At 73.7% G+C, this 14,849-nt stretch carries 11 protein-coding genes; 5 read left to right on the top strand and 6 right to left on the bottom strand.

Features of this window, described 5'->3' with window-relative positions; all coding sequences use genetic code 11:
* Window positions 1-56: 56 nt before the first annotated feature.
* A complete protein-coding gene (locus tag A8713_RS10505) occupies window positions 57-995 on the top strand; it encodes a DMT family transporter (RefSeq protein WP_079158904.1) in 939 nt (312 codons plus the stop codon).
* Window positions 996-1,049: 54 nt separating this feature from the next.
* The gene (locus A8713_RS10500) at window positions 1,050-1,988 is read left to right on the top strand and encodes a LysR family transcriptional regulator (protein ID WP_064533177.1); all 939 of its coding nucleotides are present in this window, start codon (window positions 1,050-1,052) and stop codon (window positions 1,986-1,988) included.
* Window positions 1,989-2,019: 31 nt separating this feature from the next.
* Here A8713_RS10500 and A8713_RS10495 read toward each other — a convergent pair whose 3' ends face one another.
* The 3 genes from A8713_RS10495 to pepN all read right to left on the bottom strand — a co-directional run bounded on the left by A8713_RS10495 (window position 2,020) and on the right by pepN (window position 6,222).
* Window positions 2,020-2,796, bottom strand: a complete 777-nt coding sequence (locus A8713_RS10495; RefSeq protein WP_064533176.1) for a GntR family transcriptional regulator — start codon at window positions 2,794-2,796, stop codon at window positions 2,020-2,022.
* On the bottom strand, window positions 2,793-3,335 hold the full coding sequence (locus A8713_RS10490; RefSeq protein WP_064533175.1) for a GntR family transcriptional regulator: 543 nt from the start codon (window positions 3,333-3,335) through the stop codon (window positions 2,793-2,795). Before A8713_RS10490 ends, A8713_RS10495 begins: the two co-directional genes overlap by 4 nt.
* Before the next feature lie 265 nt (window positions 3,336-3,600).
* Window positions 3,601-6,222, bottom strand: coding sequence for an aminopeptidase N (gene pepN / locus A8713_RS10485; RefSeq protein ID WP_064533174.1), 2,622 nt, complete (start codon window positions 6,220-6,222; stop codon window positions 3,601-3,603).
* Between the two features lie 112 nt (window positions 6,223-6,334).
* On the opposite strand from pepN, the gene A8713_RS10480 reads away from it, so the two are divergent.
* Window positions 6,335-6,835, top strand: coding sequence for a DUF1203 domain-containing protein (locus tag A8713_RS10480; RefSeq protein WP_064533173.1), 501 nt, complete (start codon window positions 6,335-6,337; stop codon window positions 6,833-6,835).
* A 50-nt stretch (window positions 6,836-6,885) separates the two neighbouring features.
* On the opposite strand, the gene A8713_RS10475 is transcribed toward A8713_RS10480, so the two are convergent.
* Window positions 6,886-7,902 carry an aspartate-semialdehyde dehydrogenase gene (locus A8713_RS10475; protein WP_064533172.1) on the bottom strand — a complete coding sequence of 339 codons (1,017 nt, stop codon included), beginning with the start codon at window positions 7,900-7,902 and terminating at the stop codon, window positions 6,886-6,888.
* A 374-nt stretch (window positions 7,903-8,276) separates the two neighbouring features.
* A complete protein-coding gene (locus tag A8713_RS10470; RefSeq protein ID WP_064533171.1) occupies window positions 8,277-11,600 on the bottom strand; it encodes a S8 family serine peptidase in 3,324 nt (1,107 codons plus the stop codon).
* A gap of 392 nt (window positions 11,601-11,992) precedes the next feature.
* Between A8713_RS10470 and A8713_RS10465 the strand changes: the two genes are divergently transcribed.
* Window positions 11,993-12,460, top strand: coding sequence for an NUDIX hydrolase (locus A8713_RS10465; protein ID WP_064533170.1), 468 nt, complete (start codon window positions 11,993-11,995; stop codon window positions 12,458-12,460).
* A gap of 100 nt (window positions 12,461-12,560) precedes the next feature.
* Window positions 12,561-13,709: a serine hydrolase domain-containing protein gene (locus A8713_RS10460; protein ID WP_173860830.1), complete on the top strand. Its 1,149-nt coding sequence runs from the start codon at window positions 12,561-12,563 to the stop codon at window positions 13,707-13,709.
* A 65-nt stretch (window positions 13,710-13,774) separates the two neighbouring features.
* Here the strand turns inward: A8713_RS10460 and A8713_RS10455 are convergent, their stop codons facing one another.
* Window positions 13,775-14,833, bottom strand: coding sequence for a hypothetical protein (locus A8713_RS10455; protein WP_064533169.1), 1,059 nt, complete (start codon window positions 14,831-14,833; stop codon window positions 13,775-13,777).
* Window positions 14,834-14,849: the final 16 nt, after the last annotated feature.

Genomic DNA, 14,849 nt, shown 5'->3' with positions numbered 1-14,849 from the left:
GGGTGGGACGCCTCCGCCCCGCCCGCCGTCCCGCCCCGTCCAGCGAAAGGACCCCCGTGGCCTCCGTCCGGAACCGGACACCCCGCCCGCCCGCGGCACCACCGGCCCCGGCGACCGCGTCCGCCCCGCGGCCCGCCGCCCTCGGAACCGCCCTCGCCGCGCTGGCCACCGTCGTCTGGGCGGGCAGCTTCGTCACCTCCCGCGCGCTGCACGACAGCGTGCCGCCGGTGCAGCAGGCGTTCTGGCGCTGGGTGGTGGCGCTCGTGGCGGTGGCGCCCTTCGGTGCCCGCGCCGCCTGGCGGCAGCGGGAGCTGATCCGCCGCCACGCGGCCTTCGTCCTGCTGGCCGCGCTGCTCGGCATCGCCGTCTACAACACCCTGGTCAACCAGGCCGGACTGACCACCCCGGCCGCCAACATGGGCATGATCATGGCCGCCTCGCCGGTGCTGATGGCGGTCCTGGAACGGGCCGGCGGCGCCCGGCTCGGCGCCCGCCGGGTCGCGGGTCTGCTCACCGCCTGCGCGGGTGTGGTGCTGCTGGTGGCGGGCGGCGGCGGGGCCTCCTTCGCCGCCGGGGACCTGTGGATGATCGCCGCGGCCTGCTGCTTCGGCGGCTACAGCGCCCTGCTGCGCCGCCGCCCCGCCGGGCTGGACGGCGCCGGGTTCCTCTTCACCACCTTCCTGGCCGGCACGCTCATGCTGGTGCCGTGCCAGCTCGGCAGCCTCGCGCTCCAGGGCGGGTTCGCCCCCGCGCCCGGCACCCTGCTCCCGCTCCTCTACGTCGGCGTGATGTCCTCCGCCCTCGCCTTCTTCGCCTGGAACAAGGCGATCTCCCTGGTCGGCCCGACCCGCGCCGGACTCGTCTACTACCTCCAGCCGGTCTGTGTGGCGCTGCTGTCCTGGGCGCTGCTCGGCGAGGCGGCGGGTCCGCGCCAGGCACTGTGCATGGTGCTGATCCTGGGCGGCGTCGTCCTCGGCTCGGCGGCCCGCCGCTGACGCCGCTGAGGACCGTACGGCCGTACGGGTCGTACGGCCGTATAGGTTGCCGCCATGGCCGAGTGGGAGATCCGGAAGCTGCGCATCCTGCGGACGCTGCGGGAGCGGGGGACCGTGACCGCGACGGCCGAGGCGCTGCACATGACCCCGTCCGCCGTCTCCCAGCAGCTGACCAACCTCGCCGCCCAGCTCGGGGTGCCGCTGCTGGAGGCGCGCGGGCGGCGGGTGCGGCTCACGGACGCGGCCCGGCTGGTGCTGCGGCACGCCGACGCCGTGTTCGAGCAACTGGAACGCGCGGACGCGGAGATGGCGGCGTACACGCGCGGCGAGGCCGGTGAGGTGCGGGTCGCGGCCTTCTCGACCGCGGTGCCCGCCCTGGTGGTCCCGGCGGTACGGGCGCTGCGCGCGAGCCGGCCCGGGGTGAGCGTACGGGTGCGGGAGGCGGAGGCGGGCGAGGCGTACGACCTGCTGGCCGCCGGTGAGGTGGACCTCGCGCTGTCGCTGGCCGCGCACGCGCCGACCGCGGTCGACCCGGGCTTCACCCGCGTGCCGCTGCTCGCCGACCCGCTCGACCTCGCCCTGCCGCCCGGCCACGCGCTGGCCTCGGCGCCCGAGGTGCGGCTGGCCGATCTCGCCGCCGAGGCGTGGATCTTCGGCGGCAGCGGCCCGTGGTCCGACATCACCCGTACGGCCTGCGAGGCGGCCGGGTTCAGCCCGCACCAGGGGCACACGGCGGCCGGCTGGACGGCCATCCTGGCGATGGTGGAGGCGGGCATGGGCGTCGCGCTCGTACCGCGCATGGCCGCCCTGCGCCGCGACGGCGTGGTGCTCCGCGAACTGGCCGCCGACCGCCCCCACCGCCACGTCGTGGCCGCCCTGCGCAAGGGCGCCCGTGACGCCCCCGCCCCCCGGGCCGTCCTGGCGGCCCTGCGCACAGCGGCCACGCACCTGACGACCGCCCAGGACGCCCGGACCGAGGCGGGCGAGGGCTGACCGGGGCGCGCGCAGACAGGCGCCCCGGCGGTCAGTCGGGTGTGAACTCGTACTGCAGCTCGTAGAGGTGCCCGGCCTTGACCATGACCGTGGCCTCGATGGGGAAGTCGTCGTCGCTGAACACCACGCGCAGGGTCCGCAGCACCGGCAGATCACTGGGCAGTGCCAGCGCCTGGAACTGCTGCTGCGTGGGGACCCGGGCCGAGACCCGGTCCACGCTGAGGCGCGGGGGATACCCGAGTCCGGCGAGGAGCGCTGGGGTGCCGCCTCGGATCTTCCGCTTCTCGGTGATGGCGGTACCGCGGGCCACCGCCATCGGGTAGTAGGACTTGACCAGTTCCACCGGTTCGCCGTCGAGGGAGAGGACCTGGTGGCGCAGAAGCGCCGTCTCGCCGTCCGCGAGGCCCAGCGCGGCGCGGACGTCGGCAGGCGGGTTCGATTCCCGTACGTCCAGGAGCGTGCTGTGCGCGCGGCTGCCGAGCTTCGCCGCCTCGGTCAGCCACCTGTAGGGCTCTCCCGGGGTGGCCGGGCTCATGAACGCGGCCGGACGCATGGTCCGCTGGCGGTGCTCGCGCACCGTGATCGCGGCACCGGCGCGGCCGACCACCAGTTCCTCGTCCTTGAGGATCTGCACCGCCTTCTGGATCGTGGCGTTGGAGGCGCCGAACCGGTCCTTGAGCTGGGCGGTGGAGGGCAGGCTGGTGCCCGGCGCCAGGTCGCCGCTCATGATGTCGTCCCGGAGGTCGGCGGCGATCCGCTCGTGCAGTGAGCGCCGGTCCGGGAGTCCGTTGTCGTCGGGCACGGTCATCCGATTCGCATCTCGTAGCGCAACTGCTGCCGGTGGGCGGGCATGAGCATCTGATCGACCTGGATGGGCCGGTCGGTTCTGTCCAGCGTGACGCGGCTGAGGCGAAGCACCGGCTGGTCCGGTGCCATGCGCAGGGCCTCGCACTCGTCCGGATCGGGCATACGCGCTGTGACGTCCTCGCGTACGCGCGCACCGACATGGCCGAGTCCGGCGAGAAGGGTCACGGCCCCGCCCGGGATCCTGGCACGCTCGGCGAGGCGGGTGCCGCGCGCGATGACCAGGGGATAGTAGGTGTCCGTCAACTCGGTGGGCCACCCGTCCAGTTCGATGACCCGGCGGCGTACCACGACGGCTTCTCCGGCGGGCAGTTCGAACAGTGCGGCGACCTCGTCCGGAGCGGGCACCTCGCCCGCGTACGTGATGCGCTGGCTGCCCTTCCCGCCTCGCGCCGCCGCTTCGGCCGCCCAGGCGTCAGGCTGCCCGGATTCGTGCGGAGCCAGGTACGGCATCGAGGTGCTGACCCAGGTGCTGTCACTCACGCGGTCCTCCTGTGTTCGGGCCGACCTTCTGCCGCCCACCACGTTGGCGACCGGCTTCACGGCCACTCGGCCGCAGAGCGGTGGGCAGGGCGCGGCACGGCCCGTGCCCGTGCCGGTGGCCCGGGACGGGGACGCAGGACCGGTCACACGCTGAAGAGGCGCGCGCAGGCGGGCGTACGCACGCCCGCGCGCGCCAACGCGAGGGGCGCCCGGCATGCGCACCGGGCGCCCCTCAACTCGCCGTCGCGGGCAGCGTGGCGGGCGCCTAGCGGCCGCCCGCCGCCGCGTCCGCCGCCTGGGCGCGCAGGGAGCGTTCGATGCCCGCGCGGGACTCCGAGACGAGGCGGCGCAGGGCCGCGTTCGGCGGGGTGGAGGCCAGCCACTCGTCGGTGCGGCGCAGGGTGTCCTCCGAGACCTGGACCGACGGGTACAGGCCGACCGCGATCTGCTGGGCCATCTCGTGGGAGCGGGAGTCCCAGATGTCCTTGAGCACCTCGAAGTACCGCTCGGTGTACGGCGCCAGCAGCTCGCGCTGGTCGGTCTGGACGAAGCCGCCGATGACCGCCTCCTGGACGGCGTTCGGCAGCGTGTCGGAGTCGACGACCGACGCCCACGCCTCGGCCTTGGCCTCCTCGGTCGGGCGGGCGGCGCGGGCGGTGGCCGCGTGCCGCTCACCGGCGGCGGTGCGGTCGCGCTCGTACTCCCCGGCGATCTCCGGTTCGTCGAACCGGCCCACCGCCGCGAGCCGCTGCACGAAGGCCCAGCGCAGCTCGGTGTCCACGGCCAGGCCCTCGATCGTCTGCGAGCCCTCCAGCAGCGCGTTCAGCAGGTCGAGCTGCTCGGGCGTGCGGGCGGTCGCCGCGAAGGCGCGGGCCCAGGCCAGCTGGTGGTCGCTGCCCGCCTCGGCGGTGCGCAGATGGGCCAGCGTGGCGTCCGTCCAGCGGGTCAGCAGCGCGTCGCGGGCGGCCGGGTCGGCGTACAGGTCGATGGCCAGCTTCACCTGGCGCTGGAGCGACTGCACCACGCCGATGTCGGACTCCTTGCCGATGCCGGACAGCACCAGCGACAGGTAGTCGCGGGTGGCCAGCTCGCCGTCGCGGGTCATGTCCCAGGCCGAGGCCCAGCACAGCGCGCGCGGCAGCGAGGACGCGAAGTCGCCCAGGTGCTCGGTGACGACCGCGAGCGACTGCTCGTCAAGACGGACCTTGGCGTACGACAGGTCGTCGTCGTTGAGCAGGACGACCGCCGGGCGGCGCCGGCCGGCCAGCTGCGGCACGGCGGTCAGCTCGCCGTCCACGTCCAGCTCGATCCGGCCGTCCTCGGCGCGCACCAGCTTGCCGCTCGCCTCGTCCAGGTCGTACAGGCCGATCGCGATGCGGTGCGGGCGCAGCGTGGGCTCGCCCTTGGCGCCGGCCGGGAGCGCGGGGGCCTCCTGGCGGACGGCGAAGGAGGTGATGACGCCGTTCTCGTCGGTCTCGATCTCCGGGCGCAGGATGTTGATCCCGGCCGTCTCCAGCCACTTGTGCGACCAGGTCCTCAGATCGCGGCCGGAGGTCTCCTCCAGGGCGCCCAGCAGGTCCGACAGGCGGGTGTTGCCGAAGGCGTGCCGCTTGAAGTACGCCTGCACGCCCCGGAAGAACTCGTCCATGCCGACGTAGGCCACCAGCTGCTTGAGGACGCTGGCGCCCTTGGCGTAGGTGATGCCGTCGAAGTTGACGAGGACGTCGTCCAGGTCGTTGATGTCCGCCATGATCGGGTGGGTGGACGGCAGCTGGTCCTGCCGGTACGCCCAGGTCTTCATGGAGTTCGCGAACGTGGTCCACGAGTGCGGCCAGCGCGAGCCGGGGGCGTGCGCCTGGCAGGCGATGGAGGTGTAGGTGGCGAACGACTCGTTCAGCCACAGGTCGTTCCACCACTCCATGGTGACCAGGTCGCCGAACCACATGTGGGCCAGCTCGTGCAGGATCGTCTCGGCCCGCATCTCGTACGCCGCGTCGGTCACCTTGGACCGGAAGACGTACTGGTCGCGGATGGTCACCGCGCCCGCGTTCTCCATCGCGCCCGCGTTGAACTCGGGCACGAACAGCTGGTCGTACTTGGCGAACGGGTAGGCGTAGTCGAACTTCTCCTGGAACCAGTCGAAGCCCTGCCGGGTGACGTCGAAGATCGCGTCGGCGTCGAGGAACTCGGCGAGCGAGGGACGGCAGTAGATGCCGAGCGGCACGGACTGCCCGTCCTTCTCGTACACGCTGTGCACGGAGTGGTACGGGCCGGCGATCAGCGCCGTGATGTACGTCGAGATGCGCGGCGTCGGCGCGAACTCCCAGACGTTGTCGCGGGGCTCGGGGGCCGGCGAGTTGGACACGACGGTCCAGCCCTCGGGCGCCTTCACGGTGAACCGGAAGGTCGCCTTCAGGTCGGGCTGCTCGAAGGCGGCGAAGACGCGGCGGGCGTCCGGCACCTCGAACTGCGTGTACAGGTACGCCTGGTCGTCGACCGGGTCGACGAAGCGGTGCAGGCCCTCACCGGTGTTGGTGTACGCGCAGTCGGCGGCGACGCGCAGCACGTTGGGGCCCGCCAGCAGGCCGGGCAGGGCGATCCGGGAGTCCTTGAAGACCTCCGCGGGGTCCAGCGCGTCGCCGTTGAGGGTCACCTCGTGGACGGCCGGGGCGATCAGGTCGATGAAGGACTCGGCGCCGTCCTCGGCGACGTCGAAGCGCACCGTGGTCACCGACCGGTAGGTACCTCCCCCGCTCTCGGCTTCGTCCGAGCGGGAGGTGCCCCCACCCTGCGCGCCGGAGAGGTCGAGATCGATCTCGTACGAGTCAACGGTCAGCAGCTTCGCCCGCCGCCGCGCCTCTTCGCGAGTCAGGTTTGTGCCAGGCACGCGGTCATCTCCTCGTGATGTGTGGATTGCGTCATCCTTCCATGCGAGCCGCACGGAACGCGACGACCGGATTCCGCCGGTGGGCGGCCGGTCGCGGCGCGAGGCTGGAGCCATGACGACAGGGCGAGACACCATGGTCCACCAGGCACGCGCCGTCGAACCGGCCGTGCTGAGCCGGCTGCGCGGGCGGGACGACGCCGGACGCCCGGCGATCCCCTTCACCGACCCGGAAGGCGGCGCTCCGCTGCGCTGCTGCCTGCGCAGGAGCGAGCCCGGCGAGCGGCTCGCGCTGGTCTCCTACGCGCCGCTGCGGCGCTGGGCGGCCGCGACGGGCGCCGACCCCGGCGCCTACGACGAGCAGGGGCCCGTCTTCGTGCACGCCGGGGAGTGCGCGGGCCCGGACGCCGGCGACCGGCTCCCCTTCGCGAACGCGCCCCGCGTGGCGCGCCGCTACTCCGCCCAGGGCCGCATCCTGGGCGGGGCGCTGGTGGAGGCGGGCGCCGGGCGTTTCGACGCCGCCCTCACCGAGGCGTTCGACGACCCGGCCGTGGCACTGGTCCACATCCGGGCCGTCGAGTACGGCTGCTTCCTCTACGAGGTGCGCAGGCCGTAGGGCCTCCACGAGGTGCGCGGCCCCGGGTGCTCCGGGGCCCGCCGCCCGGGTCAGCCCTTCAGCTCCGCCGCCACCAGCTCCGCGATCTGCACCGCGTTCAGGGCCGCGCCCTTGCGGAGGTTGTCGTTGGACAGGAACAGGGCGAGGCCGTGCTCCACGGTCTCGTCGCGGCGGATGCGGCCGACGAAGGACGGGTCCTGGCCGGCGGCCTCCAGCGGCGTCGGGATGTCCGAGAGGACGACACCGGGGGCGCCGGCCAGCAGCTCGGTGGCGCGCTCCGGGCTGATCGGCCGCGCGAAACGGGCGTTGACCTGGAGGGAGTGCCCGGAGAAGACGGGCACCCGCACACAGGTGCCGGAGACCTTCAGCTCCGGGATCTCCAGGATCTTGCGGGACTCGTGGCGGAGCTTCTGCTCCTCGTCGGTCTCGTTCAGACCGTCGTCGACGAGGTTGCCCGCGAAGGGCAGCACGTTGAAGGCGATCGGGCGCTTGTAGACGGCCGGCTCGGGGAAGTCGACGGCCGAGCCGTCGTGGGTCAGCCTGTCGGCGTCGGCGACGGTCTTCTGCGTCTGGCCGTGCAGCTCGGCGACGCCCGCGACGCCCGAGCCGGACACCGCCTGGTAGGTGGCGACGACCAGCGCCTCCAGACCGGCCTCGGCGTGCAGCGGCCTGAGGACCGGCATCGCGGCCATGGTCGTGCAGTTCGGGTTGGCGATGATGCCCTTGGGGCGGTCCGCGACCGCGTGCGGGTTCACCTCGGACACCACCAGCGGCACGTCCGGGTCGCGGCGCCAGGCCGAGGAGTTGTCGATCACCACGGCGCCCTGCCCGGCGACCTTCTCGGCCAGCGCCTTCGAGGTCGCGCCGCCCGCCGAGAACAGCACGATGTCCAGGCCGGAGTAGTCGGCGCTCGCCGCGTCCTCCACCGTCACGCCGTCCAGCACCCGGCCCGCCGAGCGGGCCGAGGCGAACAGGCGCAGCTCGGTGACGGGGAAGTCGCGCTCCGTGAGGATCCTGCGCATGACCGTGCCGACCTGACCGGTGGCTCCGACGATTCCGACCCTCACGGTGTCTCCTCTGTGTGCTGTGCGTGCGTCTGCCGCGCGTGTCGCCCGGCCGCGGCCTTTCCATCATGCGGCCGACCCGGGCCCGGGTGTCCAGTTCTTTGCGCCGCGTGCCCGGCGCCCCCGCGGAAATGGGGACGACTCGGACCGCCCCGCGGTTGCGGTTCTGCGGCACGCACCCGGTGTGAGCTGGAGAAATTCGCCCGTCCTCGGCCGTGCGCCGCAAGCTGTGCTGCTGGGTGCCTGCCCATCCCGCGCGGGCGTATCCGACGATGTGACGTACGCAACGGGAGCGGGCGGCCGTCCGTGGCACGGGAAAGGGCGGGCGCCCCGGTGGACGCCCGCCCCTCAGCCGTCACGGCGGCCCCGCGCGAGAGCTACGGCAGGACGGTGCCGATCCGCACGCTGCCGGTGCCCGCGGCGGTGCCCCGCGCGTTCACCAGCCGCACCTGCCCGAAGAACTCGCGTCCCTCGGGTGCCTGGGCGGCGGCGGTGACCTGGCCGGTCACGGTCGCGGAGGCGCCCGTGCCCAGCTTCACCGGCGCGCCGTCCACGGAGACGGTGCCGAGCGTGGTGGAGAAGAACACGTCACGGTAGTCGTACTCCGTCGAACCGGACGGCACCGAGTACGCGGCGACCTCGACGGTGTACGTCCCGGCGGCCGGCGAGGCGATCGACACCGACTCCTCCGAGTCGCCGTCGGCGGACTTGGCGACCTGCTTGCCGCTCGCGTCGTAGACCGCGAGGTCCAGGTCGGCCGACTTGTCGGAGACACCGCCGATGGCGACGTCCAGCGAGGCGGCGCCCGCGGGCACCGTCACCGTCGTGGTCTGCTTCTCGCCATGGGACACGGTCGGCCGGGCGGACTTGGCCGAGCCGAGCGGGCCGCCGGTGAGGCGGCCGTCCAGCGCGGCGTACGTGTTCGTCACCTTCCAGGAGGCGGTCACCGGCGTGCCGGTCTTCGCCTCGGGCACGGTCACGGTCTGCGGGTCGAAGGCCGCGCCCAGCACGGTGACGTCGAGCCGGTAGGGGTTGTCGAGCTGCGGCGAGGTGCGGCGCGCCTCGACCTCGACCTCCCACACGCCCGGCTGCGGGTCGGCGTAGGAGCGGACGTCCGGCTTGCAGCCGTTGCCGTCGAGGTAGTTGTTGTAGCAGTACGGGGTCGAGGTGTTGTCGACCGGGACGCCGTACGGGTGGATGGCGATGAACCGGGTCTGGCTCTTGTCGGCGAGGCCGCCGATGGCCACCTCCAGCGACTTCGCGCCCGCGGGCACGGTCAGGAAGTAGGAGCGGGTGGCGTTGCGCTGCACCGACGCCTTGGCGGAGTAGGTGTACGCGACCGGGTCCGCGACCACGACGGTGGTGAGGATCTGCCGGTCGACGCCGGTGGTGAACGGGTCGTCGACCTCCAGGATCGCGCTCTTGAGGCCCGCCGAGCGCGGCGCCGCCTGCACCTTGACGGTCACCGGCCGGTTCAGCGGCAGCCGCACCAGCGGCGAGCCGACGACGCGGAACGTCTGCTCGGCGTTGTTCGCCAGGCGCAGCGTGTGCCACACGGCGGCGGGCGAGCCCGAGGTACGGGTGACGGTGATGTCGTACGTCTTCTTCTGGCCGGCCTTCAGGCCGCCCTCGCGGTCGTAGAGGCCGGTGCCGTGGCCCGGGGTCTTCAGCGCCTCGTCGATCGCGGTGTCGACCGGGGCGTCGACCGTGTAGTCGTGCGCGCCCGCGCCCAGCCGGATCAGCTTCCAGGCGTCCACGATGTCGATGCGGCCCGCGCCCTCCTCGTAGGCCTGGACGCCCGGGATGTGGTGGGCGCTGGAGGTGAGGGCGGTGCGCAGCTTGGCCGGGGTCAGCCCGATGCGGTGCTGCGCGGCGGCGCTCAGCAGCAGGGCGGCGGCGCCGGTGGCCTGCGGGGAGGCCATCGAGGTGCCCTGGAGCATCGAGTAGCCGGCCGGCAGCGTGTAGCCCGCCTCGGCGACCGGGCCGCCGGGCAGCCAGGTCTGGGTGGTGTTGATGGCGGCGCCGGGCGCGACCAGGGTCGGCGTGAAGCCGCCGTCCTCACGCGGGCCGCGCGAGGAGAACGGCATCATCGCGTACGGGGTGCGCACCGCGGAGCCGTAGTCGGCGGCCCAGGTCTCCTTGGAGACGCCCGCGCCGACCGAGATGACCTTGTCGGCGAGGCCGGGGTCGCCGATGGTGTTGGCGCCGGGGCCGGAGTTGCCCGCGGAGATGACGAGCTGGACGCCGTAGGTGTCGATCAGGCGGGTGTACAGCTCGGCGCGGGCGTTGTTGCCGTCGTTGAGGGCGGGCAGTCCGCCGATGGACATGTTGACGATGTCCACGCCGCGCTCGGCGACGAGGTCGATCATGCCCTCGGTGAGCGCCACGTTGGTGCAGCTGCCCGTCCAGGTGCAGGCACGCGAGGAGACGATCTTCGCGCCGGGCGCCGCGCCGTTCATCTTCCCGCCGAACAGGCCGTTGGCGGCGGTGATGCCGGCGACGTGGGTGCCGTGCTCGGACTCGATGAGGCCGATGTTGACGAAGTCGGACTTCTTGCCGGTCCAGGACCCGCCGTAGGGGTCCATCGGGACGTCCTTGCGGATCTGCACGACGAACGGCTGGCGCTCGGCGACGTCCGTCTTCGGGTCGTCGGTGCCGAACCAGCCGACCTGGTAGCCGTCCTTGTACGGCTTCATCGGGGTGTCGTCGGTGAAGTCGTGGTTGTTGTTCAGGTCGACGCGGACCGTGCCGGCGGCCGCGTCGTAGAGGACGCCCCAGGAGTCGGTGGTGTCGCCGTCGCGGTTCACGTCGCCGCCCGCGTCGCCGCCCGTGGTGGCGGACTCCTTGAAGGTGCTGATCCGGTACGAGCCGGCCGGGGCCTTCCAGGTCTGGCCGCCGTAGGCGAAGGCCGGTCCGGACACCGCGTCGACCATGGGGCGCCAGGTGGCGTCGCCGTCGACGATCGGGTCGGTCGCGGTCACCCAGTCGACGATCTTGCGCTCGCCGGTGGTGGTGCGCTGGAGCGCCGGGTGGGAGAGGTCCACACCGGAGTCGAGGATGCCGATGGTGACGCCCCGGCCGTCCGCCTTCGGGTTCTGCCGCACGAAGTCGACGGCACCGGTCTCGAAGGACGGGTTGTACGGGTTGACGGCGGGCGTGTTCTTCCCCGGGGCGGAGGGGGAGGCGCCGCTTCCCTTGCCGCCCTTGCTTCCCTTGCCGTCCTTGCCGTGCGCGGTCCCGGCCGGGTCGGTGTCCGGGCGCGGGTCGTCGAGGGTTATCTCCTGGCGCAGGTCGATGGCGTGCACCGTGGACAGCTTCTCGGCGGCGGAGATCACCGCGTCCGCCTGGGCGGTCGGCACGGTGGCCCGGACGTAGCCGAGCTTGTCGTGCGTGCGGCCGACCGAGCCGCCCTTGACCGCGTCGAGCTGGCGCGCGACCTGGTCGGTGCGGCCGGGCGCGGTCGCGATCATCATCGTGACGTTCTTGTCGCCGTCGGCCTTGGCGGTGGCGAGCAGATCGGCGTCGTCCGCGCCGAGCTTGGCGCTCGCGGACCGGACGGGCGGGTCGGTGGGGAGCGGGCCGTCCTGGGCGAAGGCCATGGGGAGCGGTCCGGCGGCGCAGAGCGCGGCGGCCACGCCGGTGGCCGCGGCGAGGCGTGCCAGGCGTCTCGCGCCCGGAGCGCGGGGGGAGTCGGGGGTCATCGGCATCCTCTGTCAATGAAGGAACCAGGCGAGGTGCGACCGGATGTGATCGCGATCGTCCGGAATTCGGTGCCGGACGATCGCTCAGCTTTACTCAAGCGACAGAAGTTTGGGGAGAGTTGGTCGGGACGGGATGGACACATGGCGGGATCCCGCCATACGCCACGGCGGACGCATGCCCTCAAACCCCCTTGTTCCGCCGTATGTCGCGGGCGGACGAACGCGCTCGGTGGCGTCCCGGGTCCGCTGGGTGGCCGTCGCGGCGGACCGCCCGCGCCTGGCGCGTACCGCCCCTTGACCGCCGCTCGGGGGAGGGCGCCCGCAGGCCGCCCGCGCGCCCCTCGGTGCCCGAACGGCCCCCGCCCGCCGCCGTGCTGCCGTAACGTCTCCCCATGCGTGAGGAGTTGCGGGTGGCGGCCTACGCCGTGTGTGTGCGGGACGGACAGGTACTGCTGGCCCGCTGGGTCGCGCGGGACGGCGCACGCCGGTGGACCCTGCCCGGCGGCGGCATGGAGCACGGCGAGGACCCCTACGACACCGTGGTCCGCGAGGCCGAGGAGGAGACCGGCTACGCGGTCGAACCGGTCACCCTGCTCGGCGTGGACTCCATCCGCCGCACCTATCCGCGGCCCCTGGGCAGCCACGCCGACTTCCAGGGGCTGCGCATCGTCTACGAGGGCCGGGTCACCGGTGGCGAACTGCGCCACGAGACGGGCGGTTCGACCGACATGGCGGCCTGGCACGACCTGGCCGCGGTGGGCGGACTGGAGCGGGTCGGCCTGGTCGACGTGGGGCTGCGGCTGTGGCGGGAGCGCCCGGCGGCGGGCCGTGTGGCGCCGGAACGGGCCGAGGAGGCGTAACGGCCGGATCCGGCTCAACCGGACCACCGCCCGGCAACCGTCCGCACCGCCCCCGGGTCCTTGCGCCCGACAGGAGCGGACGGCGACGAGGGGAAAGACGATGTCGGTACGGACGAGCTGGGTGGGCGCGACGGCCCTGGTCATGGCGGTGGCGGCGGCGGGACCCGCCGCGGCGGCACCGTCCGCGCGGGGCGGCCACGGCCCCCACGAGGCGACCCGCGCGGCGGTCCGGGCGCTCGTCGCGGACGGGGTGCCCGGCGTGACGGCGACCGTGCGCGGGCGGGCGGGCACCTGGAGCACCACGGCGGGCACGGGCGACCTGCGCACCGGCGCCCCGCGCGGGGCGCACGACCGCTACCGGGTGGGCAGCATCACCAAGACCTTCACGGCCACGGTGCTGCTCCAACTGGAGGCGGAGGGGCGGCTGTCGCTGGACGACACGGTCGAGCACTGGCTGCCCGGCGTGGTGCGCGGTCACGGCAACGACGGCGGCCGCATCACCCTGCGGCACCTGCTCAACCACACGAGCGGCCTCTACAACTACACGGCCGACGACACGTTCGGCCGCACGTATTTCCAGAAGGACGGCTTCCTGAGGCACCGCTACGACACGGTGTCCGCCGAGGACCTGGTGCGGATCGCGGTCTCCCACGCGCCGGACTTCGCCCCCGGCACCTCCTGGCAGTACTCCAACACCAACTACGTCCTGGCCGGCCTGGTGATCGGACGCGTCACGGGCCGTTCCTACGCCGACGAGATCCGCGACCGCGTCCTGCGGCCCCTGCACCTGAACGCCACCTCGCTGCCCGGCACCCGCACCGCCGTGCCGCACCCGAGCGGCCGCGCCTACTCCAAGCTGTCCGACAAGACGACGGGCCCGACGTACGACGTCACCGAACTCAACCCCTCCATCGCCTCCTCGGCAGGCGAGATGATCTCCGACTCCGCCGACCTGACCCGCTTCTACACGGCCCTGCTGCGAGGGCGGCTGCTGCCGCCGAAGCAGTTGGAGGAGATGAAGACCACGGTCCGGGACACCGGCGACCCGCACATCGCCTACGGCCTCGGCCTGATGGACCGCCGGCTCTCCTGCGGCGTGCACGTGTGGGGCCACGACGGCGGCATCCACGGCTCGTCCTCGCTGGCCGCGACCACGGCCGACGGCCGCCACGCCGTGGCCCTCAACCTCGACGCCGACTGGACGGGCGACCCGGAGACGGTGCTGGAGGCGGAGTTCTGCGGCCGGTGACCGGCTGACCGACGGCGACCGTCGCGCCCCCCCCGGCGCCGAGGGGGCGCGACGGTCGGCAGGTCCTAGCGGGGCAGTACCACCACGTACGCGGCCGGGTCGCGGTCGGCCGCCGCCATCAGGGCCGTGCGGACGACCGTGGCCTGCTGGTCCATCGCGTCGCGCAGCTTGCGGGGCGTGAGGTGGACGACCGTGATGCCCAGCCGCTCCAGGTGCTCGCGCTTGCGGGTGTACTCCACGCCCAGGGTCTCGTCGCCCGGCCGGCCCGGCAGCGGGGCGCGGGTGTCCAGTTCCAGGGCGACCGCGTGGTCGGGCCAGTAGGCGTCCAGGCCGCCCAGGTGCGGGCCGCCCGGCAGGCGCAGGTCCACGTTCCACACCGGGTCGGGCAGGCCGTGCTCGGCCACCATCCGGTACAGCCGGTCCTCCGCGACCGAGCGGCCCTCGGCGAGCAGCGAGTCCACCGCGTCCACCACGTGCGGCCGGGTCAGCAGCCGCGCACCGGTCAGCGCCCGCACCACGGCGGCCGGTTCGCAGTGCCCGTCGCGCACCGCCTCCGTCAGCAGCCGCTGCACGGCGAACGCGTCGGACAACCGGGCCACCGCGTCCGCCAGCGCGCGCGGCACCGGCGCCACCGGCACCCCGCCGGCCGTCTCGGGCACGGGCGGCTCGGCCGCCTTGACGACCCGGGCGCAGCCCGTCGAACGCAGCCGGCGCAGCCGCGGCACCAGCACGTCGATCATGTCCAGCGCGAGCAGCGCGGGCGCCGCCGCGAATCCGTGCAGGGCGAGCGCCGCCAGACCGGTGATCATCACCTCCGCGCGGGCCGGGCGGTGCGGCTCCCGGGCGGTCGGCTGGGCCGGCACCCCGTCCCTCCGGCGCGGCACCGGCCCGCGCGTGGCGTACGCGAGCACCGCGCGCAGCCGCTCCTCCCCGGTGGGCGGCCCCGGATGGAGCAGATAGACGCCCGGCAGGAACTGCTGCCAGGGACCGCCGGGCCGGCACTGCGCCGACGTCTCGGCCGCCGACACACCGTGCGCGCGCAACTGGGCGGTGGTCAGGACCCGGTGGTGCGCCTCGGCCAGATGGCTCAGCGGGCGGGGGGAGAGCGGGGTGTCGTGGTTCATGCCACGGGACGTTCCC

The organism is Streptomyces sp. SAT1 (genome assembly GCF_001654495.1).
Classification (GTDB): Bacteria; Actinomycetota; Actinomycetes; order Streptomycetales; family Streptomycetaceae; genus Streptomyces; species Streptomyces andamanensis.
The sequence above is the reverse complement of the archived record's forward strand: the minus strand, read 5'-3'. Positions and strand labels throughout refer to the sequence as shown.

Bases quoted from the DNA above. Each gene is read 5' to 3' on its own strand.
- A8713_RS10500 (WP_064533177.1), top strand. From the start codon at position 1,050: ATGGCCGAGTGGGAGATCCGGAAGCTGCGCATCCTGCGGACGCTGCGG.
- A8713_RS10495 (WP_064533176.1), bottom strand. From the start codon at position 2,796: ATGACCGTGCCCGACGACAACGGACTCCCGGACCGGCGCTCACTGCAC.
- A8713_RS10480 (WP_064533173.1), top strand. From the start codon at position 6,335: ATGACGACAGGGCGAGACACCATGGTCCACCAGGCACGCGCCGTCGAA.
- A8713_RS10470 (WP_064533171.1), bottom strand. From the start codon at position 11,600: ATGACCCCCGACTCCCCCCGCGCTCCGGGCGCGAGACGCCTGGCACGC.
- A8713_RS10465 (WP_064533170.1), top strand. From the start codon at position 11,993: ATGCGTGAGGAGTTGCGGGTGGCGGCCTACGCCGTGTGTGTGCGGGAC.
- A8713_RS10460 (WP_173860830.1), top strand. From the start codon at position 12,561: ATGTCGGTACGGACGAGCTGGGTGGGCGCGACGGCCCTGGTCATGGCG.
- A8713_RS10455 (WP_064533169.1), bottom strand. From the start codon at position 14,833: ATGAACCACGACACCCCGCTCTCCCCCCGCCCGCTGAGCCATCTGGCC.